This is a genomic window from Elusimicrobiota bacterium, assembly GCA_016218575.1.
Taxonomy (GTDB): domain Bacteria; phylum Elusimicrobiota; class Elusimicrobia; order UBA1565; family UBA9628; genus JACRDN01.
Map to the genome: position 1 here is coordinate 223230 of JACRDN010000017.1, position 20248 is coordinate 243477.

Here is a 20248-nt window from a genome sequence, read left to right on the forward strand (position 1 = left end):
ATGAATACGCAAACCGAGAGAGGTTTTGGCCTCTTATCCGCGGCTCTCGGTGCCGCGTTGTTGCTGGCCGGCTGCTCCAAGCAGAAGCCGGGGGATGTTCCCCGTCTGCGTTTGGGGGCCGACGCCTGCGCGCGCTGCGGCATGATCGTGAGCGAGGAGCGCTTCGCGGCGGGCTACGTGGACTCGTCCGGGCGCTCGGTGATATACGACGACCTGGGCGAGTTCCTGGCCGAGGCCGAGAAGCGCCCTGAGATCAAGGCCGCCGCCTTCTTCCACGACGCGGAGTCCGGGCGCTGGATCGCGGCCCGCGGGGCGGTCGTGATCCGGGTGGAGGACTACCCTACGCCCATGGGCTCTGGCTACGCGGCCTTCTCCGACCGGGCCGCGGCCGAGCGCTTCCTGGCGGGGTTCAAGGCCTCGCGGCGGCGGCAGTAGTAACCGGATCGAACCGGGCCTGGAAGAACCTCAGGTATTTGGGCTCGTGCGTCATTTTTAGCCCGGGGATGCCCTGCCTTGCCTGAAAGGCCGATTGAATGCCGCGGGCGACGTAATCGAGGTGGCTTTGGGTGTAGACCCGCCGCGGAAGGGTCAGGCGCACCAGCTCGAGCTCTGGCCGCCGTTCCTTGCCGGTCCTAGGGTCCCTCCCGGCCGAGACCATGCCTCGTTCCATGGAACGCACGCCGCATTCGGCGTAGATCGCGGCCGCTAGGGCTTGGGCCGGGTATTCCTCCTGAGGCAGGTGGGGAAGGAATTTCCGCGCGTCGATGAACACCGCGTGCCCGCCCGCGGGATGGATCAGTGGAATGCCCATGTCCTTGAGGCAATGCCAAAGGTAATCCACCTGGCTCACCCGATGGGCGATCCATTCGTCTCTTTCAACCGACTCCCTGACGCCCTGGGCCACGGCCTCCAGGTCCCTTCCCGCCAGTCCTCCGTAGGTGTGAAGCCCCTCGTAGACTACGCAGAGATTCTTGGCCTCCTCGTGCAGGCTCTCGTCGTTCATCGCCAGGAACCCGCCGATGTTGGCGTAAGCGTCCTTCTTGGCGCTCATGGTGCAGGCATCCGACAGCGCGCACATCTTGAGGAGGATTTCCTTGACCGGCGTTGACTCGTAGCCGGGCTCGCGGCGCTGGATGAAATAGGCGTTCTCCACGGCTCGGCTGGCGTCGAGGACCAGACGGATGCCCTTGGTTCGGCAGAAGGCCGAGACGAGCCGGAGATTTTCCATGGAGACGGGCTGGCCTCCGGCCATATTGACCGGGGTCCCGACCGTGACGTAGGCGATCTTGCCGGCTCCGACCTTTCTCGCCAGGGTCTCGAGCTTGTCCAGATCCACGTTGCCCTTGAACGGATGCTCGCTTTCCGGGTCGTAGGCCTGGCCCACGATGACGTCCACGAAGGCGCCGCCGGCCAGCTCCTGGTGCAGTCGGGTCGTCGTGAAGTACATGTTGCCGGGGACGCATTGGCCGGGCTTGATGAGGAGGCGGCTCAGGATATGCTCGGCACCCCTCCCCTGGTGGGTCGGCACCATGTGCTTGTAGCCGTAGACCTCCCGCACGGCCTTCTCGAGGCGATAATAGCTGCGGCTTCCGGCGTAGGCCTCGTCGGCGGCCATCATCCAGGCCCACTGCGCGTCGCTCATGGCGTTGGTGCCCGAGTCCGTCAAGAGGTCTATGTAGACGTCCTGGCTGCGCAGGAGGAAGGTGTTGTAGCCGGCCTGGCGGATGGCCCTCTCCCGGGCGGGGCGCGGGATGAGGCTCACCGCCTCGATGACCTTGGCTTTATACGGTTCCGGCAGTATTTCGTTCATGGTCGCTCCTGATCGCCGCCGTGATCTGCGCGGCGCTGAGCACGGTCGAGAAGCCGTGGGCGAGATTTTTCAGCGCCGCCAGGTGCAGCTCCTCGGCGCGCGCCGCGGTGGCGTCGAGGACGACGAAGGTCTTGAAGCCCCGGTCGAAGGCGTCCCGGATCGTGGATTCGACGCACAGGTTGGTCGCCACGCCGCAAACCGCGAGCTCCTCGACTCCGTCCCGGGACAAAATCCGGCCCAGGGAACGGTTGGTGAAGGCGCTGTAGCGGCACTTGCGCAGGACCCGGCTCTTGCCCGGCTCGAGCGCGGGGGAAATCCGGGCCTCCGGGGTGCCGTCGAGGCAGACGCTGCGCCACCACTGCGGCATGAGCCCTCCGTCCTTGGCCGGATCGCGGTGGGCGTGGCGGGTGAAGTAGACTGGGCGGCCCGCGCCCCGGAAGGCTTGGACCAGGGCCCGGACGTTGCCGAGAATGGCCCTGGCCGGCGGCAGGAAGGAGGGGCTCCGAGGGTCGAGGAAGAGCTCCTGCATGTCCATCACGAGGAGACCCGCCTTCCCGGGCTTAAGCTCGAAGGAGCGCCTGAGGCAATGCGCGATCCGGGCCGCCCAGTCGCGGGACTTGGCGTTCAGGTTCTCGGGCCCGACGTAGGACTCCTCGAGCCTCTTGAGGCTTGCGAGCATCGTCGCCGCCCTGCCTTTGAGCGCCGCGGACCACAGCTGGCCGCAGGAGGTTTGGGCCGAGATCTCCTCGGGAAGGCTTGGGCTTATGATCACGTCGAAGCCCAGGGCCTCGAGCTCCCCGGCGTCGGCCTTGATCCCGTCCGGGGCCTCTCCCCAGAGATGGGCGGCTCCGCGGCGGGCCGCGGCCTCGGTGGGGTTGACCGGCGTGATCTTGACCAGGAATTTGGCGGGAGAGAAGACCTCGTCGATGCGCCGCGGGTCGAGCCTTTCGCCCTTGGCCAGGGCGAAATTGAGCGTGATCTTCCGGTCTCCGCCGGCGACGAACCTCTGGCCATAGAGGGAAACCTCCTCCAAGCTCCATTTCTTGATGGGGACGATGATTTTCCTTCTCTCCTCATCCGTCGAGTGGAGGGAAAACTGGAGTTGGAAGCGGCCGCCGGGGTAGAGGCTGTTTTTGAGCGCCAGGAGCTCCTCGAAAAAACGTTCGACCGAGGGGCTTTTGGGCGCGACGGTGGACAGGCTGGGAAGTATTCCGTCGTAGGGGAATTCCCGAGCCAGCATCTCTAGAGCCTTCAAGACATCAGGGTTGAGGGCGGGTTCGCCCATCCGCGCGAAATGGATCTTGACCTTGGGGTGGCGCCGGACGTCGAGCCCGGGGTTCTCGCGCACCACATGCCGGATTTGACCCAGGATCTGGGCGGCGGAGAGGTTTCCCCGGTAGCCCATGGCTCCGGCGTCGCACATGCGGCAGCCCACCGGGCAGCCGAACTGAGTCGAGACCATCATCACCCATTTCTCGTTTTTGGGCACGCCCGGCTCCAAGGTGTCCACGAACTCCGCGAGCTTCTCCGGATCAGGCCCGAGCTGGGCCAAGTACAGCGAGGCCAAGGGGGGGAGGGCGAGGCTGTCGACGATTCTCATGAGGCCATGAGGAACCGCTCGCTTTCCATGGCGGCACGGAGCCCGTCTCCCGCGGCCACGGCCACCTGCCTAAAGCCCCCCCGGCAATCCCCGGCCGAGAAAAAGCCCGCGGGCGGCGAGCGCCAGCGCCCCAAGGCGGGGCCGGGCTCCTTGCCGACCAAAATGAAGAGGCCGCGGGCCTCGATGGCGGATTTTTTCCCCGTGTCCAAGCGTTCGACCTCTACGGCTTCGATGAAGTCATTCCTCCGGTCCGGGGCGCAGCGCACCCCTTTGACTATGGTTCGGAACAATATTTCGACCTTCGGGCAGGCCGCGAGCCTTTCCCGCAGGATCTTGACGGCCTTCAGGCGCTCGCCCCGGACGATGAGGCGCACCTTGCGCGCCTCGGCGGCCAGGAGCAGGGCCTGGTGGACCGCCGCGTCCCCGCTTCCGGCTATCGCAACGATCTGGCCCGAAAAGCGGGCGGTTAGGCCGAAGGCGCAGTGATGGATTCCACGGCCGAGGAGCTTTGCCTCCCCGGGAAGTCCCAATGGCTTGAAGCGCGATCCCTCGCAGGCGATGACGCTGCGCGCCAGGCAAGTCCCCGCGCCGGCGTCCACGCGGAACAGGCCGCCCGCGCGCGCCACCTCGGTTACGGCTTGGCGTACGGCTTTAAGCCCCCATCGCCGGCCCTGGAGGATGAAGCGGTCCATCAAAATTCGGCCGGATATTCCCGCGGGAAAGCCCGGATAATTCTCGATCCTCTGGATGAACCGGGCTTGCCCCCCGAGAGAGTCCTTTTCAAGGAGGAGAACCCGCCAGCCGGCCCTGGAGAGATAAGCTCCGGCGGAAAGCCCGGCCGGGCCGCCTCCCACGATCACGACATCCCAACGGCCGTCCATGACCAGGCATCATAGCGCGGGACGGGGCTCTCCTCTATGACCGCGGTCATAGACAGGAGGAGGGGGCGAGGCTATTCTATGCGCGGAGGGCATGCCATGAAATGGGGGCTCGCCGGTCTATTGGGCTTGTTGGGCGCCTCGGAGCTGGGATCGGAGTCGGTCACTCTGACCACCTACTATCCGGCGCCTTCCGGGGTTTACGCGCAGATGATAACGACCAACAACACTTTCCTGGCCCGCGACGGCGGGAGCGTGGGCGTCGGGACCGCGAGCCCGGCCCAAAAGCTGGACGTGAGCGGGGCCATCAGGATGAACCAGGCCGGCGTCGGAGCGCTCCTTTCTGGCGCGGCTTCCGGAAATTTCGGCGGCAAGGAAGTGATACTGAGCGTCAACAGCGGCGCCGGCGGCGCCGGGGATGAGATATGGATCGGGCCTAACACGGGCGGGATGATCGGGCACATACAGCTCAACGCCGCCGACATCTGGCTCAACAACCCCGCGAACCTCGGCTACGCCCGGCTCAACAACGGGCATCTCTACATGAATACCGCCAACACCGCCTGCACGGCTTACACGATATCCGGCGACGTGTGGACGAGCTTGTGCCCGGCCAACACCTACGCTACTTGGACTCCCGGGGTCTGGGTGGAGGGCTACTCCTACCAGAACCGGGGAGGCACGGTGCTGGCCGACTACGGCACGGGCACCACCAACCAGGTGTGGGGGCTTAACACGGCCAACGGCCAGGCCTCCTGGATGACCCTCAAGAAGGACGACTCCACCGCGATGGTCTACTGCTGTTCCAAATGAAAGCGGCGGCCGGCGTCCTGGCTTTCCTGCTGGCGGCCGGGCTTTGCTCGGCGGCCGAGCCGGCCAAGCCGCAAGACCTGAAATTCGAGGAGGTTCTCTCCGAGCTCGGGGCGCGCTGCGCCTCCCCCGGCTTTGACGCCCCCGCCCTCTTCGAGGACGCCGGCCTGCGCCCATTCCTGGCCCAGGCCTTGGACCAAAAGGCTATCCAGGAATTCGAGAGCCTCTTCGCCTGCGAGGCGCGCCTTTCCGGCGGCTCCAAGCCCTGCGAAAGATTGGCGGGCCCGGGCTGGGAGCGCTCTTACGCGGCGTGCCGTCGGGAGTTCGCGCATGCCGCTTTGGTCCGGGACCCGCGCGGCCCGGGCGCTCAAGCCCTATGCCTTGAGTATCTGACATTCTCCGGCGCCCCTATCGCCGCCGCCGATCGTCCGGCGGCGTGCCGGGCCTACTTGGAGGCGCTCCCGGGCAAGGACTTCCAGAAGTTCTGCCGGGAGCTGGTCTCCAAGGAAATCCTGCCTCCGGCAGCACGGGCCGACTGCGTCGCCGCCAACAGCCGGGCGGCTGCCTCATCTTTCGCCAAGACCGCCGCATGCGGGCCTCTCCAGAGGCGGGCCTCCGCCTCCCTTTGCGCCCGCTACAAGGCCGAGCTCGGCAAGACCCGGGTCAAGCGCGAGGCCGACCTCACGCGACGGGTCTCCGGCGAGACCCCGCAGGAGCTGGCCAAGCGGGCCGCCAGCCGAGAGGCCGTTCAGAAAATGGAGAAGTTCGAGACCGCGCGGTCCGAAAAATCCTCGACGCAGAAGCAGGGCTGGGTCAAAAAGGAAGCCGGGCGCAGGCGCTTTAAGAGCGGCCAGCCCATGAAGGGCACGCGAGATCTGCGCGAGATGCTCGAGCGCGTCAAGGAGGTCCGGTGAGTCAAGAGCAATCCCAGGAAGTCGAGTTTCCGGTCGATTGCGGCCTTTATCCCCCGGAGGCCGTCCAGGCGGCCGCGTACCGGTTCACGGACAGGGCCTACGTCAGGATTTCCCGCCCAAAAAAGGGGGAGCTTCTGGTGAAAATCAAGGCCAAGGACGGGAGCCTCGGCGAGCGCGCGAAATTGTCGGACGAATTTTGGAACGAGCTCCTGCACCAGGCCCTGAGGCAGAAAATCTCGAGCCGCAACCGCAAGCTCCGGGAGCTTATCGTGACCAAGGCTCTGATTTCGGCCCGGGAGGCGCTTGCGCCGGAGCGCCCGGAGGAGCCCTGCGCGGGCCTGGACCAGGACCTCGAGAGGGAGATAGAGGCCCTGGTCAGGGAGATCGAGAAATCCGAACCGGGAAGCGATCCCCTCGGGGTATCCGTGGCCTGGGAGCAGAAGTACGGCGCAGAACCCCGGCCATGAGGCCGGGCGAGGAACTCCTGCGCGGATTTTCCGGGGAGTCCGCGGGCCTGGTGCGCTTCCGGCAGGTGGGGCCGCGGTACCTCCTGACCAATGAGTTCGGCCGCCACGTCTTCCTTGAGGCCGCGGAGTTCTCTGGCTTCATGGGGGGGCGGCTCGACAAGGAGTCCGCTCTCTACGAGCGTCTCTGCGCCGAGGGCTTCGTCCGGGACCGCATGGATTTTGCGGCCCTGGCGCAAAGGTGGCGCAAGCGCCATAGTTTTCTCTGGCAGGGGCCGGGCCTTCACATCGTGGTCGTGACCTTGCGCTGCAATCATCGCTGTCTGTACTGTCAGGCGAGCTCCGTGGGCATGAAGGAGGCGGGGACGGACATGAGCCTCGAAACGGCCCGCATGGCGGTGGACCGCATTTTCGAGAGTCCCAACCCGGCCCTGACGATCGAATTTCAGGGCGGGGAGCCTCTGGCCAATTGGCCGGCCGTGGAATTCATAACGAACTACGCCCGGCAAAAGAACGAGGCGGCCGGAAAAAAGCTCTGGATCAACCTGGTCTCCAACCTCAGCCTCATGGACGAGGCCAAACTCGATTTCCTGCTCGCCAACGGCGTCACCTTCTGCACCTCCTTGGACGGCCCGGCCGACCTCCATGACCGCAACCGGCCCTACGCGGGGGGTGCCAGCCACGCCGAGGCCGTGCGCTGGTTCAAGGAGATCCAGCGGCGCACGGCCCGCCAGACCTTCGGTATCGACGCCCTTCTGACCACCACGCGCTTCTCCTTGGGCCGGGCCAAGGACATCGTGGACGAATACGTGCGTCTGGGGGCGCGCAGCGTGTACCTGCGTCCCTTGAATCCGTACGGCCTGGCCAAGGCGACTTGGGAGAAAATCGGCTATTCCGTCGAGGAGTTTCTCCGATTTTACAAGGAGGCCCTGGACTACATACTTGAAATAAATTCCCGCCAGGTCTTCTTCGAACAGTGGAGCCGGCTGTTCCTGGCCAAGATACTCACCGACGAGGATCCCAATTTTCTGGACCTGCGCTCCCCATGCGGAGCCGGGATCGGGCAGATCGCCTACAATTACGACGGCAGGATCTACACCTGCGACGAGGGGCGCATGCTCAGCCGCATGGGAGACGAGAGCTTCCAGATCGGGACTTTGGCGGGGCAGTCTTACGCCGACACGGTTTCCCATCCCGTGGTCAAGGCCCTGTCCGTGGCCTCTTGCCTTGAGAACAACCCCGACTGCGACCGCTGCGCCTACAAGCCCTACTGCGGGCTCTGCCCGATCCAATGCTACGCCGAGCAGGGGGATATCGTGGGGCGCATGCCCTTGAACGCGCGCTGCCGTCTTCACCAGGGGATATTGGACCTGCTCTTCGACAAGCTGGACGATCCCCGATGCCGGAAGACATTCGAGCTTTGGCTGCGCAAGCCAGAGATCCTGTACCAGCGCTAAGACCCCTAAGCCGGAGGAACCGTGAACAATAAGAAGCTGATCCCAACCATCAAGAAGGACATCACCAGGTTCCTGACGAGCGAGGAAGGCAAGATGCTCAAAAAAGACGTGGTCAAGGCGGCCGCGGTGCTCGGCATCATCGGCGCGGCCCTGATGAAGACCGATGACCTTCTGGCCCAATCCGCGCACACCAACGCCCTGCACAACTCGGGCTCGGGCACTTCCCACGTCAGCCACAGCTCTCATGCAAGCCACGCTTCCCACGGCTCCCACGGTTCTCATGGATCCCATGGCTCGCACGGCTCCCATGGCTCGCACGGGTCGCACGGCTCCCATGGCTCGCACGGCTCCCATGGCTCGCACGGCTCCCATGGCTCGCACGGGTCGCACGGATCCCATGGCTCCCACGCCAGCCACGGCTCGCACGGCAGTCACAGCCGGGGCGGCTGGTGCTAATGTGATGCGACCCCTAACGGGGCGCACGCTCCTCTGCGTTTTCCAGCTGACCAGGCGGTGCCAGCTCAAGTGCGCCTACTGCTACTGCGCCAAGGGCGCGGGCCAGATGAGCCCCGGGACCGCCGCGCGCGCCGTGGAGTTCCTAGCCGGCCTTAAACCCCGCTATGACCATATCACGATCGGGTTCATGGGCGGCGAGCCCTTGATGGCCTGGGAGGCCTTGAAGAGGGTGGTAGGCCTGGCGCAAAAGAGGGGCCTCGACGCGTTTTGCGTGGCCACCAACGCGCGCCTCCTCGATCCGGAGAGGATGCGCTTTCTGGCGGAGAACAACGTCTCTCCCCAACTGAGCCTCCACGGGATCTTCGACGCGGCGCGGTCGGGGTTTTGCTCCGTTTCCTGGAGGAAGACGGAGCGGCTCCTGTTGTCCTGCGGCGGCTGGGCCCGCCGAATCGCGGCGGCAAACCCCAACCCCTTCCGCGTGCGCCTGACGGTGACTCCCGAGGGGCTTGAGCTGCTGTCCGCCGCGGTCGAGCGCGTGGCGGGCCTCCTGGCCGGGATGCCGGTTTACCTGACCGTGATGCCGGCCATGCCCGGGGCGGGCTTTCTCGCGGCCGACCGCCGCGCGCGGCTCCTTCCGGAGTTGAGGCGCCAGATGCGGCTCATCGCGGAACTCCACGAGCGCCGGGCACGAGAGGGTGATCCCTTGGTCCTCACCATCAACGAATGCTTCAACCTCGACGAGTGGAGCGGCTTCGCCTCAGCCCGGGGCTTGGAGGAGGCCGCCTCCTGCGGGGCGGGCTCAAGGGTCATGGCCGTGGCCGAGGACGGAGGGCTTTACCCCTGCTATCTGCCGGCCGCCGCCGGGATGGAGCGCTTCAAGGGCGGCGATGTTTGGCGGGGCCTTGTCCGGCCCGAGGCCTTCCGGTGTTTTCGCGGTCCGGGGCCGAACCGGGGATTTTCCTGCCTGCACTGGAACCGCCTGGAGACGGGCCGGCCGGAGGAGCCCGCTCTCCTTTATAGAGCCTTCTACCTCAGTTGGCGGGAGCAGGCGCTTCGGATGCGCTCATGAGGCGCCTGAGAATCGCCGTCGGGTCGCGGTGCAATATGCGCTGCTCCTATTGCCTGGCCCAAAAGGAGCCCGCGCAAAGGCTCAAGGGGGAAAAGGCCCTGCGGGTTTTGTCCGCCTTCATGCGCTTGCCCGGCCGCGGGAAATCCGTGGAGGTTTATGGGGGAGAGCCCACCCTTGAGCTGCCGCTTTTGCGCTCCCTCTTCGGCGAGGCCCGGCGTTTGGAGCGCGTCCTAGGAAAGAAACTGGGCCTGTCCTTGGCGACCAACGGGCTCTGCTTGGGACGCGAGGCCCTCGAGATTATCGCGCGGCACCGGGTCCGCCTCTGCGTGAGCGTGGACGGAGCCTCCCATGACCGTTTCCGGCGTCTGCCGGGAGGGGGAGGGACCTTGGCCCGGATCGAGCGCGGGCTTGAGGAGGCTTTCCGGCTCCTGCCCCGCTCCGGCATGACCGCGCTGCAGGCGGTCCACCCCGGCAACGTGGACGGCCTCCTCGAGAATTTCAAGTTCGTGCTGGGGCTGGGCTTTGAGAACGTCAACTTCGAGATGATCCAGGGCCAGCCCTGGGGGGAGGGCGAGCTTGCCTGCTTCGAGGCCGGGATGCGGCGGGTGGGAGAGTTCCTAGTCGAGGGGATCCGTCGCGGCCGCCCCGCGTACTTGGAAACGCTTAACGCGGCCTTGGGCGAGCTCCTGGGCCGAGACTCCAGGCCAGACCCCATCGAGCTCTATCCCTCTGGTCGGTTGGGTTTGACCCCGTACGTTCTCCTGGGCCGTGCCGCCTCCGGGCGCGAATCGGCCTGCGAGGTCCGGGTCTTGGAGGCGCGCCAGAGGCTGTCGCGCCGCCTGGCTCGGCAATTGGCGCAAATGGCGGCCAGGGACCCCGCCTTCGCCCGCTACGCGGCCCAGGCCTCCTGGAGAGGAAGGGCTCCATGAGCCCAGACGCCCCGGGTGCCGAAGAAAGGCACTGGCTAAGGCTCACCACAGTCTGCAACCAAAGATGCCTTTTTTGCCTCGACCGCGACGCCCAGGACGGGGGCTTCGTGGAATGGGAGGCCCTGCGCCGGGAAATGTCCGAGGCCCGCTCGCGGGGGCTCAAGCGCGTCGTCCTGAGCGGAGGGGAGCCCACCATTCATCCCCGCTTCCTGGAGGCCGTGGGGGCGGCCCGCGAGCTTGGGTTCGAGAGGATACAGGTCATCACCAACGGCCGAAGGTTCTGCTATCCAGACTTTTTAAGAAAGGCGCAAAGTCTGGGTTTAAGCGAGGCGACCTTCTCTTTGCACGGCCATACCCGGGAGCTGCACGAGCGCCTCACGCGCACCCCGGGCTCCTTCCTGCAGGCCTTGGCCGGGCTCGGCAACGCCCTGTCCTTGCCGGGTATGATCGTGAGCGTGGACGTCGTGATCACCAAGCTCAACCTGGGAGCCTTGCGGGAAATCCTGGATTTCTACCTGGGCTTGGGCGCGCGGGAATTCGACCTCCTGCGCCTGACGCCGACCGGAGACGCTTGGCGGCATTGGGGCGAGCTCTACTGCGACTTTTCCGACCCCGAGAACCTGGCCAGCCTGCGCCGAGCTCTCGAGCTTTCGCGCCGTCCCGGGGTTCGGATCTGGACCAACCGCCTGGCCCCGGAATTCCTAGAGGGCTACGAGGACTTGATCCAGCCGCCGGAGAAGCTCTTGGACGAGCTTCGGGGACGCTACTCGGTCTTTCGCCGGTTCCTCGCCGGGCTTGCGGAGCCGGAATGCGCCGGACCCCAGTGCCGGCACTGTGCCTTGGAGGGCCTTTGCTCTGATCTCAAGCTCTTGCGGCGCTGCGGCCGGCTCGAGGCGAGGCCGGGGCCCCTGTGCCGGGGGTCCTCGGACTCGCCTCGGGAGCCCTTCCTGTTCAGCGCCGGGGTGGATATTTTCGACTTCGGCCGCTTCTACATCGAGGCCCGGCATTTCGCCAAGGGGGCGGCGTGCGGGTCCTGCTCCCTCCAGGGAGCCTGCGACGGTATTCTCGTCGACGATCTGCGCCGTCTGGGGTTTGCCGGCCTCAGGCCTTGCTAAGGCCCTAACATGGCAGAGCTCGCCTACCTCCAGATTTCCCGGGTCTGCAACCAGAAGTGCCGTTTCTGCTCCAACCCCTCCAACGGCCGCCTGATCGGTTGGGAGGAGGCGCGCGCCTGGATAGACCGCTTCGCCCAAGAAGGCTGGGCCGGGGTCATTTTGACGGGGGGCGAGCCCACTTTGTTTCCGGAGCTCGCGCGCCTGGTGGCTTACGCCCGGGGCCGGGGCCTGGCGACGAGGCTCATCACCAACGGCCAGAGGACCGCGGATAGGGTCTATCTCGAATCCTTGGCCGGGGCGGGGCTCACGCACATGCATGTGTCCATCCATTCCCATGAGGAGCCGGTCCAGGCCTTCCTGACCCAGAATCAGGCTTGCTTGGGCCGCATCCGCGGCACCTTGGACAACGCCGGGGCCTTGGGCCTGAGGGTGGACATCAATACGGTCATCAACAAGAAGAACGCGGCCGGCCTCGACGCCTTGGTCGAGTGGCTTCTGCGCTCCTATCCCTTCCTCGGGCATTTCGTCTGGAACAATCTTGATCCCCTGATGGGCGGCCCGGCCGCCGGCGAGCTCGTCGCCCGCCTGCGCGACTTCGAGCTCTCTTTGCACCGGGCCATGGAATTTCTCGACCGCGCCGGGCGCACCTTTCGGGTCGAGAGGGTGCCCCTCTGCTTCATGTCGGAGTTTCCCCACCGCTCCACGGAGACCAGAAAGATCGTCAAGAGGGAGAAGCGCAGCATCTATTTCCTGGACGAAAAGGGCCTGCACGCCCAGGGCCAGGCGGCCTGGCGCTACGGCAAGGGCCCGCTCTGCGCTTCCTGCCGGGCCGCGCCGGTCTGCGCCGGGCTCTACCAGATGGACAGGCTCTGCTCCTCAGCCGAGCTTTGCCCCATCTTCACGAGCCCGGAATCCGTCGCGCAAAGGGTCCTCCAGGATGGCTGACGAGGTCAAGTCCGTGGAGATCAACCTGGGGCATCTCTGCAATAACCGCTGCGCCTTCTGCATGAGCGGGCGGGACAGGGATCTCAAGGGGCCCTGGGCCGAGGCGGAGCGGGTGGTGGCAGAGCTGGAGCTCTTCCGCAAGCAAGGCTGCGACTCCGTGGGCTTTTTGGGGGGCGAGCCCACGGCCTACCCGCGCCTGGAGGAGTGCGTCCGCGCTGCGCGCCGCCTGGGATATCGGCGCGTGGCCATTTGCAGCAACGGCACGCGCCTGGCCGACGCCGCGTTCTGCCGCAGGCTTGCGCAGGCGGGCCTTACCCGCGCCACCCTCTCGGTGCACAGCCGCCGGGCCCAGATCGAGGACGAGCGCATCACCAAGGTGCCCGGCAACCTCGCCCGGAAGATCGCGGCCGTCGAGAACCTGGCCGGCCTTAGGCGCGAGGGGCTGCTCCCCGACGGCCTGGCCTTGAATCCCGTGCTCTGCCGGCCGAACCTGGAGGACATGGAGGGCTACGTCGCCTTCTTTTCCCGAAAGGGGGTGCGCGACATCCGCTTCAACTACATCTGGCCGGAGGGCGAGGCCAAGGGGGACCCTGCCTGGGTTCCCCGATTGAGCGAGGCGGCGCCGAGGCTGGCCCGGCTTATCCTCCTCAATGAGGCGCGCTGGGGCCTGCACCTGAGCTTCGGGGGCGTGCCGAGGTGCGTCCTGGGCCTCTCCGGCCTGTCCCCGCGCCTGGCCCGCGGCCTGGCCGGGAAATACTTGGACGAGGGCGCTCGCGACGAGCCCAACGCGGTGAGCCTTCCCGAAAGGGGAGCCGCGGCCCTGGAGAGGTTCATTTGGCAGGAGAATAAGCGCGACCGCCTGAAGGCCAAGGGCCCCCGCTGCGGCTCGTGCCGGCATTTCAGCGCCTGCGAGGGGGTGTGGAGGACTTACGCCGAGCTTTATGGATTCGATGAACTGGCTCCGATGGAGTGAGCCGCCCACGCAGATGGACATCGCCACCAGCGAGGCCTGCAACATGGCCTGCGACTACTGCTTCGTCAACAAGACCGATCCGCGCGCCATGGACCTGGAGACTTTGCGCCGGGGCGTGGAGCGCTTCGGCGCGCTCCCCTGGAGCCAGGGCACCGTCACCTTCACCACGAGCGAGCCGCTTCTTAGGCCCGCGCGCTTTCGAGCCGGGCTCGACTTTCTGTACTCCTGGATGGAGAGCCGCGGTCGGGAGCTTCGGATCGTGGCCACCACCAACGGGCTCAATCTCGGCCCGGGCCTGAGGGACTATTTGGAAGGCTTGGACGGGCGGTTCCAGCTCAACGTGAGCCTCGATGGAACCAGGGCCTCGCACGACGCCCACCGCCGCCTGCGCTCCGCGGGTGCCAGCTTCGACCGGGCTTGGGGGAACTTCTCGGCCCTCAATAGGAAGGACCGGGTCCGGGTGATCCTGACCGTAGCGCCCGACCAAGCCGCTCGGCTCAACGAGAACATGGCCTTCATCAGGGGCGCGGGATTTTCGCGGGTGGACGTATTTCCCCAAATGCTCGCCTTTTGGAACCCGCGGGGCTTGGAGGAATTGGAGCGGGAGCTCGAGCGGTTGGTGGAGGAGGCCAACCGTCCGGGGGCGGCCCTGGAGTTGAGGCTTCTCAACCGACTGTGGGGGCCCTCCCATTACGCCAAGGTCCTCCTGGGCGCCGACGGCCGCTTCTACCTCTTCGAGTGGGTTCTGACCTGGCCCTATTCCCGGCGAGGGGTCTTCGCGGTGGGCGACGTCCGGACGGGCCTGGACCTGCGCCGAAGGGCCGCGCTTTTTGGCGTCTGGATGGCGCGCCTCGAGGCCGCGGGGGGCGGGCGCTGCCGCTCCTGCCCCCGCCTGCGCCTCTGCGGGTTTCCCTTGCCCCTCTATCTTTGGTGCCTCAACCGCGGCGCGGACTTTCCGGCCTACCTCGCCAATTTTTGCCGCATCGCCGAGCTCTTCGCGCGCCAGGCCGCGCGCATCGAGCCGGAGCGGCGCAACGATCTCGATGCCGGGAAGCTGCAGCAAGGCCCTAAGGGCCTAATCACGGACGCAAATAGATCGTCAGCGTCCCGTCGAGCTCGAGGCTGACCAGGCTCAGGCGCGCGGGGCAAAGAGCCAGGCGCCGGGCGATCATTTCCGGGTCGGCCGGGCAGGAGGCGGCCCGGGCGGCCGAGGCCAGGGCCCGGGAGAATTCCGGACGTCCGCAGCGCAGCTCCTCCAGGAATTCGACGAAGAGCTTCTCGCCGAGGAGGCGGCCCTCGGCGCTCCAGCGCTCGCTGAAGAAGAGAAAATGGCGGGTTTTCCCGAGCAAGCGGGAAACTTCCGCTTCGAGGGCTTGGAGGGCTTGGCTCGGGCGGGCCTTTCTTGCGCAGAGGTAATAGAACTTGTAGCGGGTGGACTCCGGCGCCACGTCGAAGCCGAGGTTGAGCATGTCCTCCTGGATTCTGGCCGGGGGTGCCAGTCCCAGGGCGTCAAGGCTCCGGGCGATGAGGGAGGGAAAGTCGTAGGGCCAGAAGCTCGCCCGCCCCGAGGAGTCCACTCCCCCGAAAATCAGCCAGAAGCCGGGAAGGATTCGGCCTTGGGTGAAATCGGCCCCAAAGTAGAGGTCCATGGGAGTCCGGGAAAAGCCCGAGAGGGCCGCGAGGGCCTCTCGGCAGGGGGGAGCTGTTTTGAGACGAGCCAGCGCCGCCTCGAAGACTCGCAGGCGCTTGCCAAACAACCCCTCTCCGCGGCAGGAGTAAACCTCCGCGTCCATGTTGAGAAACCGGACCGCCGGGGAGATATCTCTTGCCGCGGTCTTGAGGGAAAACTCGAACTGGGTCCGGCCCAGGGGATCGAGGAAGGCCAGGTCCCGCAGGAGGCTTTTGGCCAGGGTCCGGTCTTGCGGCGCGGCCCGGATGGCGTCGAGATAGGCCCCAAACGCGGCTTCAGGGGCGGTCAAAACAGAGCCTCCTCGCTTTGCACGGCCTTGAGATAGGCGCTGAAGTCCGGGTCTTGCGCCGCGGCCTTGCGGCCGACGAGTTCCGCTAGGGTGAGGGTGAGGCCCTCCAGGGCTCGGTGGACGAGCCCCGCTCCCGGGTCCGAGGCGCAGCCCTTCAGGTAATTTGCGAGGCAGGCTCGGCAGGAGGGATCCGCGGCGCTATAGGAGCAATTTTGGTAGGCCCTGAGTCTTCGATCTTTGAGGTTTCCCACCACGTAGCGGCGGCTCTCTGGGGCGTTCCGGGCGGAATGCGAGAACAGCATGTCGCCGTCGGGGTAGACGGACAGGTCGGCCCAAAAGGGGCAGCAGCCCCGGCGGGAGCGTGTGAGGCGCCCGCGGGCCAGCTCCCAATTGAGGGGATTGAAATACACGAAGTCACGGCTTCGGACGCGGGCGAGGAGGTCCAAGGCGAACAGGCGCGCCTCTCCCAGGAAGGCCTTGACGCGGGCCGGGTTCCAGACAGAGCCGCCGACGATGACCTCGAAGTTGAAGTACCTGGCTCCCAGGCTCGACAGGTGGCGGTAATTTTCCATGAGCTGGGAGGCGGTTTCCGGGAGCAGGCACAGGGAAACGCCCACTTTCTCGGGCCCCAGCCTCTTGAGGGCGGCCTCGAGCCCGCGGCGGGCGTGCCAATAGGAGCCTCCGCCGCCCTTGAAATAGCGGGCGCGGTCGTGGGCTTCCGGCGCGCCCGCCATGCTGATCCCGAGGCGAGTGCCGGTCCCGGCCAGGACCTCCAAGGTTCGCGCGTTGACGAGGAGCCCGTTGGTGATGGCCGAGAGGGTCAGGCGCTTGCCCATGAGGCGGGCTTGGCGCCGCGCGTAGCCGGCCGCGAACTCGAGCAAAGACCAATGCAGGAGCGGCTCGCCCCCGAAAAAACAAAGGAGCTTGTCTTGGCCCGGGCTCCGAAGGAGGCAGTCTATCCCGCGTTGGGCCAGAGCCCAGGGCATGTCCCGGCCGGTGTCGGGCACGAAACAATAGGGGCAGGCCAGCTGGCAGCGCGTGGTGAGCAGGAGCTTAATCTTTCCGATGTCCTTGGTTTGTAATCCCGCCAGGGGCATGGAAGGGCTCCAGGTAGACCGTCAAAAGGCCTCCGGGCTCGAAGCCCAAGGTCTTGGGCCGGGCCGAGCAGCGCTCGAGAACCAGGCGGGCCCGGGCCGCGGCGCGGCGGTAGAGCGGGATGCGGCAGGCCGCCTCCAGGGCCTCCCTCGCCCCTTTCCCGGAAGCCGGGCCGAGGAATTCGAGGTAAAGCTTCTTGCCCACCAGCCTGCCGTCGCGGTAGGTCCGGCTCTGGAAGGAAAAATGATCCTTCCAGACCGATTTCAGGGTGTAGAGCTTGAAGCTGAGCCCCGTCTTTCCCGCGTCGATGCCGAGGTGCATGAGCCCGCGGGCGGGCAAGGCCGGGCAGTGTTCCCCGAGGGCCTCCAGGCAGCGGCGCACGACGCGCCTGGCGAGGAGGGCGGGCTTGAGTCGGACCGCGCCGTCCTCGTCGATCCCTCCAAAGGAAAGGCAGAGGCCGAAATCGGAGCCTTGGGCGGAGCTTTCCAGGCTCACGAAGAGGTCCAGGCCTTCCTCGGCCGCCTCGGCCGCGGCGCGGCAGACCGGCCGCATCCTGGCGGGCCAGGGGAGGGTTTTTTTCCACTGCTCGAGCCTGGCCTCCAGGGCGGAGAGTCCTCTGGCCGAGTAGGAGTCGGCCTCGACGTTCCAATAGCGGAACGCGGGCAAGGGGCCGTGGGGGCCGCATTTGAAGGAAAGCCAGTGCCGCGTGCGGCCTAGGCGGTCGAGAGCCAAAGCGGTCTTGATGAAGCGCAGGCCGGTCTCCCGCGGGCGCGGGGAGAGCTCCAAGGCGCGGGCCAGGCTGGCCGCGGTTTTCATCAAAGGCGAGGACGGATTCATGGCCCGGCTACTCTACAGAGTTCAGCGCCCGGGTTTTATGATTTGCGTCATAGACAACCCCGGCCGCGACGGCTATGCTGGGGCCGTCATGCTGGTTCCTTTTCTTTGCTTGGCGGGCCTGATCTGGCTCGGCTTGGCCATCTCTTACGAAGACTGGCTGCGCAAAAAAATCCGTAACCAGGCCTTGGCCTATGGGTTTTGGGGCTGCCTGTTCGGGCTAAGCTATCTCATCGTCAATACCTACTTCGGGTATCGGGGCTGGCGCTGGCGGGAGCTCGGCGAATTCTACCTTCCCTGGCCGTATTACTCGAAAATGGCCGGGCACATGGCGCTGAGTCTGGCCTCGGCCTACGCTCTCTGGAGCCTGAACATCTGGCCCGCGGGGGACGCCAAATTGTTCACGCTCTACGCCTTCTTCCTTCCGCTCATCGACCCCAACCTCCCGGGCTTTCCTCGCCTGCTGTTTCTCGTGATGCTGATAAATATATTTGTTCCCGCGGGGGCCTTTTTCGTCCTTGAGACAGCGGCCAGGGGGGCCGCGGTCCTGCCCAGACTGGGGCAATCTCCGTGGCGCCGTCAGGCCCACGCTTGGTTCGATTGCGCTTGGGTGCGCTTGCGCGACGCTCTTCCGTTTTGGAGCCGATATCTGGCCTTGGGGGTCAACCTCCTGGCCTTGTTCCTGGGGCTGAGGCTTTTGGAAGCGCGATGCCATTCGATGGCCTTGGGGCCTTTAGGGCATATCGCGGTCTATTTGGCGATGGCGATGCTTTGGGGCCGCTTAAGCGCGCTTTTGAGCGGCCCTCGGGCGGGTGCCGCGGCTTTGGCGGCGGTCTCGGCCTGGTGCTGTTGGCTGTGGCTGGGGCGCGGCTGGGACGCTTGGGCCGCCGTGAGCTCGGCCGCGGCGATGGTATTTAATTTCGGCCTTTTTCTCACGGCGGCCCGCATGTTTTTCACCCGCGTGCTGGAACGCTTAAGCCTGCGCCGGCTGGACCCGGCTCAACTCGCCCCGGGGGCCGTGCTGTCCCGCCAGACCTGGGAGGATCTCGGCAAGGAGAGGGAGCTCTCCCAGGCCCTGGAGAGGCGCTACTCGGACGGACTTTCCCACGATGAAGCCCTGGTCCTGCGGAAATGGCTGGACGCCAGGGGCGACGGAGCGCGGGCCGGTGGATATTCGGTTTACGAGACCATCCCGTTCGCGGTTTGGATATTCATGGGGGCGATACTATGCTTGGGCCTGCCCGGGACCGTGGTTTCCTGGTCCATTTCCCACGCTCGGGGTTGGACGCCGTGACCGAGCGCGCGGACCTCAAGGTCGGGTTTCGCTGCAACAACTTCTGCAAGTTCTGCGTCCAGGGCGATAAGAGGGAAATCCTTCCCGCCAAGACTCGGGAGGAGCTTCTGGCTTGCCTGGAGGAGGGGCGCCGGGCGCAAGCCAGGGGCGTGGTGGTGACCGGGGGGGAGCCCACCTTGCACCCCCATATTCTCGAGATCGTGCGGGCCGCCAGGGATCAAGGATACGAAACGATCCAAATCCAGAGCAATGGCCGCACCTTCTGCTACGAGAAGTTCTGCGTTTCCCTCATCGAGGCCGGGGCCACGGAATTTTCCCCTTCCCTGCACGGCTCCCGGCCGGAGATCCACGATTTTTTGACCGGGTCGCCCGGAAGCTTCCTCCAGACCGTGGCCGGAATCCGCAATTTGAAGAGACTCGGCCAGAAGGTCCTGGCCAACACCGTGATCACCAAGCCCAACTATCGGGATCTTCCCGACATCGCGCGGCTCCTCGTGAGCTTGGGAGCAGACCAATTCCAATTCGCCTTCATCCACGTGTCGGGGCGGGCCGCCAAAAACCAGGATTGGCTGGTCCCGCGCAAAGCCGTGGTCGAGCCATGGGTCAAGAGGGGCCTCGACATCGGCATTCAGGCCGGCAAGGTGGTCATGACCGAGGCCATTCCCTTCTGCCTGATGCGGGGCTACGAGGAGCACGTGGCCGAAAGCGTCATCCCGGACACCATGATCTTCGACGCCGCCGGGGTGGTGCCCGATTACACCGCAAGCCGCCGCCGGGAGGGCAAGGCCAAGGGCCCCGTCTGCGCTGATTGCGCCTACGAGCGCCGCTGCGAGGGGCCGTGGCGGGAATACCCCGAGGCCTTCGGCTGGGAGGAGTTCGCTCCGGCCGCCTGCGGGGCGGCGTCGTGAGCCGACTGATCCTGGTCCCCTGGCACATCGGCGACGCGGCCGACCTGTCGCTCAATGTCTTGCGCGTGTCCAAGCGCCTGCGCGTTTTTCTGGCCGAGGAGCCCGAGGTGACGCGGGGGCAGCTTGAGAGCCTGTTCGGCATTCGCTGCCGGGACAAGGAATTCCTCCCCATCCCCGAGTCCTGCGATCAGGAATTCCTCGACCGCGTCCTGCGCCTGCTTGAAAGCGAGGACGTGGGAATGTGCGCCTCGGGCGGGGTGCCCTGCTTCATGGATCCGGGGGCGTGGCTGGTGCGGGAGGTCCGGGCCAGGGGAGGCTGCGTGGTGGCGCTGGCCGGGGCCTCCAGCCTTTCCACGCTCCTATCCGTGAGCGGGATCGAATGGGGCAGTCAGTTCCCGGCGGGGTCCTTCATATTTTTTTCACCGCGCCTTGAAAGCTTCAGCTATTTTATTAAAGTCATCCGCAGGGAGAGGGAGCCCATCGTGGTTTTCGCCCAGGTCGAGCACGTGGCCGAGTGCTTGCGCCTCGTATTCGAATCCCTCGGGGCCAGGCCTGTGAGCCTATTTTTCGATCTGGCCACGGTCCCGCGCGGCAAATTCCCCTACGCCAACGAGGTTCTGACCAGGGACTGCGGGCAGTGGCTCAAGGACTTGGCCAGCTTCGACTGGGAGCGGGTCGGCAACCTGGCGTTGCTTATCCACTCCGCTTAGCGGCTATT

General features: G+C 66.0%; 21 protein-coding genes. 15 read left to right on the plus strand and 6 right to left on the minus strand.

Translation table 11 applies throughout. From position 1 onward, the window contains the following. Positions 1–435, plus strand: a complete 435-nt coding sequence (locus tag HY921_07605; GenBank protein MBI5630732.1) for a nitrous oxide reductase accessory protein NosL — start codon at positions 1–3, stop codon at positions 433–435. Here the strand turns inward: HY921_07605 and HY921_07610 are convergent. The 3 genes from HY921_07610 to HY921_07620 are packed head-to-tail and all read right to left on the minus strand — an operon-like array spanning position 410 to position 4291. Beyond that, entirely contained in the window at positions 410–1810 is a 1401-nt protein-coding gene (locus HY921_07610) for a tyrosine phenol-lyase (protein MBI5630733.1), read from the minus strand. The two genes, HY921_07605 and HY921_07610, sit on opposite strands and share 26 nt — an antisense overlap. Continuing rightward, on the minus strand, positions 1782–3410 hold the full coding sequence (locus HY921_07615) for an isochorismatase family protein (GenBank protein ID MBI5630734.1): 1629 nt from the start codon (positions 3408–3410) through the stop codon (positions 1782–1784). The genes HY921_07610 and HY921_07615 overlap by 29 nt, the downstream gene beginning before the upstream one ends. After that, positions 3407–4291 carry an FAD-dependent oxidoreductase gene (locus HY921_07620; GenBank protein ID MBI5630735.1) on the minus strand — a complete coding sequence of 295 codons (885 nt, stop codon included), beginning with the start codon at positions 4289–4291 and terminating at the stop codon, positions 3407–3409. Before HY921_07620 ends, HY921_07615 begins: the two co-directional genes overlap by 4 nt. A gap of 96 nt (positions 4292–4387) precedes the next feature. On the opposite strand from HY921_07620, the gene HY921_07625 reads away from it, so the two are divergent. From HY921_07625 to HY921_07675, 11 genes are read left to right on the plus strand one after another with little or no spacing between them, the layout of a single operon-like run. After that, positions 4388–5101, plus strand: coding sequence for a hypothetical protein (locus tag HY921_07625; GenBank protein ID MBI5630736.1), 714 nt, complete (start codon positions 4388–4390; stop codon positions 5099–5101). Then, the gene (locus HY921_07630; protein ID MBI5630737.1) at positions 5098–6012 is read left to right on the plus strand and encodes a hypothetical protein; all 915 of its coding nucleotides are present in this window, start codon (positions 5098–5100) and stop codon (positions 6010–6012) included. The genes HY921_07625 and HY921_07630 overlap by 4 nt, the downstream gene beginning before the upstream one ends. Beyond that, on the plus strand, positions 6009–6479 hold the full coding sequence (gene hxsD, locus HY921_07635) for a His-Xaa-Ser system protein HxsD (protein ID MBI5630738.1): 471 nt from the start codon (positions 6009–6011) through the stop codon (positions 6477–6479). Before HY921_07630 ends, hxsD begins: the two co-directional genes overlap by 4 nt. Further along, positions 6476–7933, plus strand: coding sequence for a His-Xaa-Ser system radical SAM maturase HxsB (gene hxsB, locus HY921_07640; protein ID MBI5630739.1), 1458 nt, complete (start codon positions 6476–6478; stop codon positions 7931–7933). The genes hxsD and hxsB overlap by 4 nt, the downstream gene beginning before the upstream one ends. A gap of 21 nt (positions 7934–7954) precedes the next feature. Beyond that, the gene (locus tag HY921_07645; GenBank protein ID MBI5630740.1) at positions 7955–8389 is read left to right on the plus strand and encodes a hypothetical protein; all 435 of its coding nucleotides are present in this window, start codon (positions 7955–7957) and stop codon (positions 8387–8389) included. Between the two features lies 1 nt (position 8390). Then, positions 8391–9458 (plus strand): radical SAM protein, encoded by a 1068-nt coding sequence (locus HY921_07650; GenBank protein ID MBI5630741.1) that lies wholly within the window; start codon positions 8391–8393, stop codon positions 9456–9458. After that, a complete protein-coding gene (locus HY921_07655) occupies positions 9455–10387 on the plus strand; it encodes a radical SAM protein (protein ID MBI5630742.1) in 933 nt (310 codons plus the stop codon). The genes HY921_07650 and HY921_07655 overlap by 4 nt, the downstream gene beginning before the upstream one ends. Next, complete coding sequence (locus HY921_07660; GenBank protein MBI5630743.1) at positions 10384–11502, plus strand: radical SAM protein; 1119 nt, start codon at positions 10384–10386, stop codon at positions 11500–11502. The genes HY921_07655 and HY921_07660 overlap by 4 nt, the downstream gene beginning before the upstream one ends. Before the next feature lie 9 nt (positions 11503–11511). Continuing rightward, the gene (locus tag HY921_07665; GenBank protein MBI5630744.1) at positions 11512–12447 is read left to right on the plus strand and encodes a radical SAM protein; all 936 of its coding nucleotides are present in this window, start codon (positions 11512–11514) and stop codon (positions 12445–12447) included. Continuing rightward, complete coding sequence (locus HY921_07670) at positions 12440–13420, plus strand: radical SAM protein (protein MBI5630745.1); 981 nt, start codon at positions 12440–12442, stop codon at positions 13418–13420. The genes HY921_07665 and HY921_07670 overlap by 8 nt, the downstream gene beginning before the upstream one ends. 13 nt (positions 13421–13433) lie before the next feature. Next, positions 13434–14546 (plus strand): radical SAM protein, encoded by a 1113-nt coding sequence (locus HY921_07675; GenBank protein ID MBI5630746.1) that lies wholly within the window; start codon positions 13434–13436, stop codon positions 14544–14546. Here HY921_07675 and HY921_07680 read toward each other — a convergent pair. The 3 genes from HY921_07680 to HY921_07690 are packed head-to-tail and all read right to left on the minus strand — an operon-like array spanning position 14500 to position 17331. Then, positions 14500–15399: a hypothetical protein gene (locus tag HY921_07680; protein MBI5630747.1), complete on the minus strand. Its 900-nt coding sequence runs from the start codon at positions 15397–15399 to the stop codon at positions 14500–14502. The genes HY921_07675 and HY921_07680 overlap by 47 nt on opposite strands. Then, on the minus strand, positions 15396–16496 hold the full coding sequence (locus HY921_07685) for a radical SAM protein (protein ID MBI5630748.1): 1101 nt from the start codon (positions 16494–16496) through the stop codon (positions 15396–15398). The genes HY921_07680 and HY921_07685 overlap by 4 nt, the downstream gene beginning before the upstream one ends. Next, positions 16453–17331: a hypothetical protein gene (locus tag HY921_07690; GenBank protein MBI5630749.1), complete on the minus strand. Its 879-nt coding sequence runs from the start codon at positions 17329–17331 to the stop codon at positions 16453–16455. Before HY921_07690 ends, HY921_07685 begins: the two co-directional genes overlap by 44 nt. Here HY921_07690 and HY921_07695 point away from each other — a divergent pair. From HY921_07695 to HY921_07705, 3 genes are read left to right on the plus strand one after another with little or no spacing between them, the layout of a single operon-like run. Beyond that, complete coding sequence (locus HY921_07695; GenBank protein MBI5630750.1) at positions 17330–18622, plus strand: hypothetical protein; 1293 nt, start codon at positions 17330–17332, stop codon at positions 18620–18622. The two genes, HY921_07690 and HY921_07695, sit on opposite strands and share 2 nt — an antisense overlap. After that, complete coding sequence (locus tag HY921_07700) at positions 18556–19530, plus strand: radical SAM protein (GenBank protein MBI5630751.1); 975 nt, start codon at positions 18556–18558, stop codon at positions 19528–19530. The genes HY921_07695 and HY921_07700 overlap by 67 nt, the downstream gene beginning before the upstream one ends. Then, positions 19527–20240, plus strand: coding sequence for a hypothetical protein (locus HY921_07705; protein MBI5630752.1), 714 nt, complete (start codon positions 19527–19529; stop codon positions 20238–20240). Before HY921_07700 ends, HY921_07705 begins: the two co-directional genes overlap by 4 nt. The last annotated feature ends 8 nt before the right edge of the window (positions 20241–20248 follow it).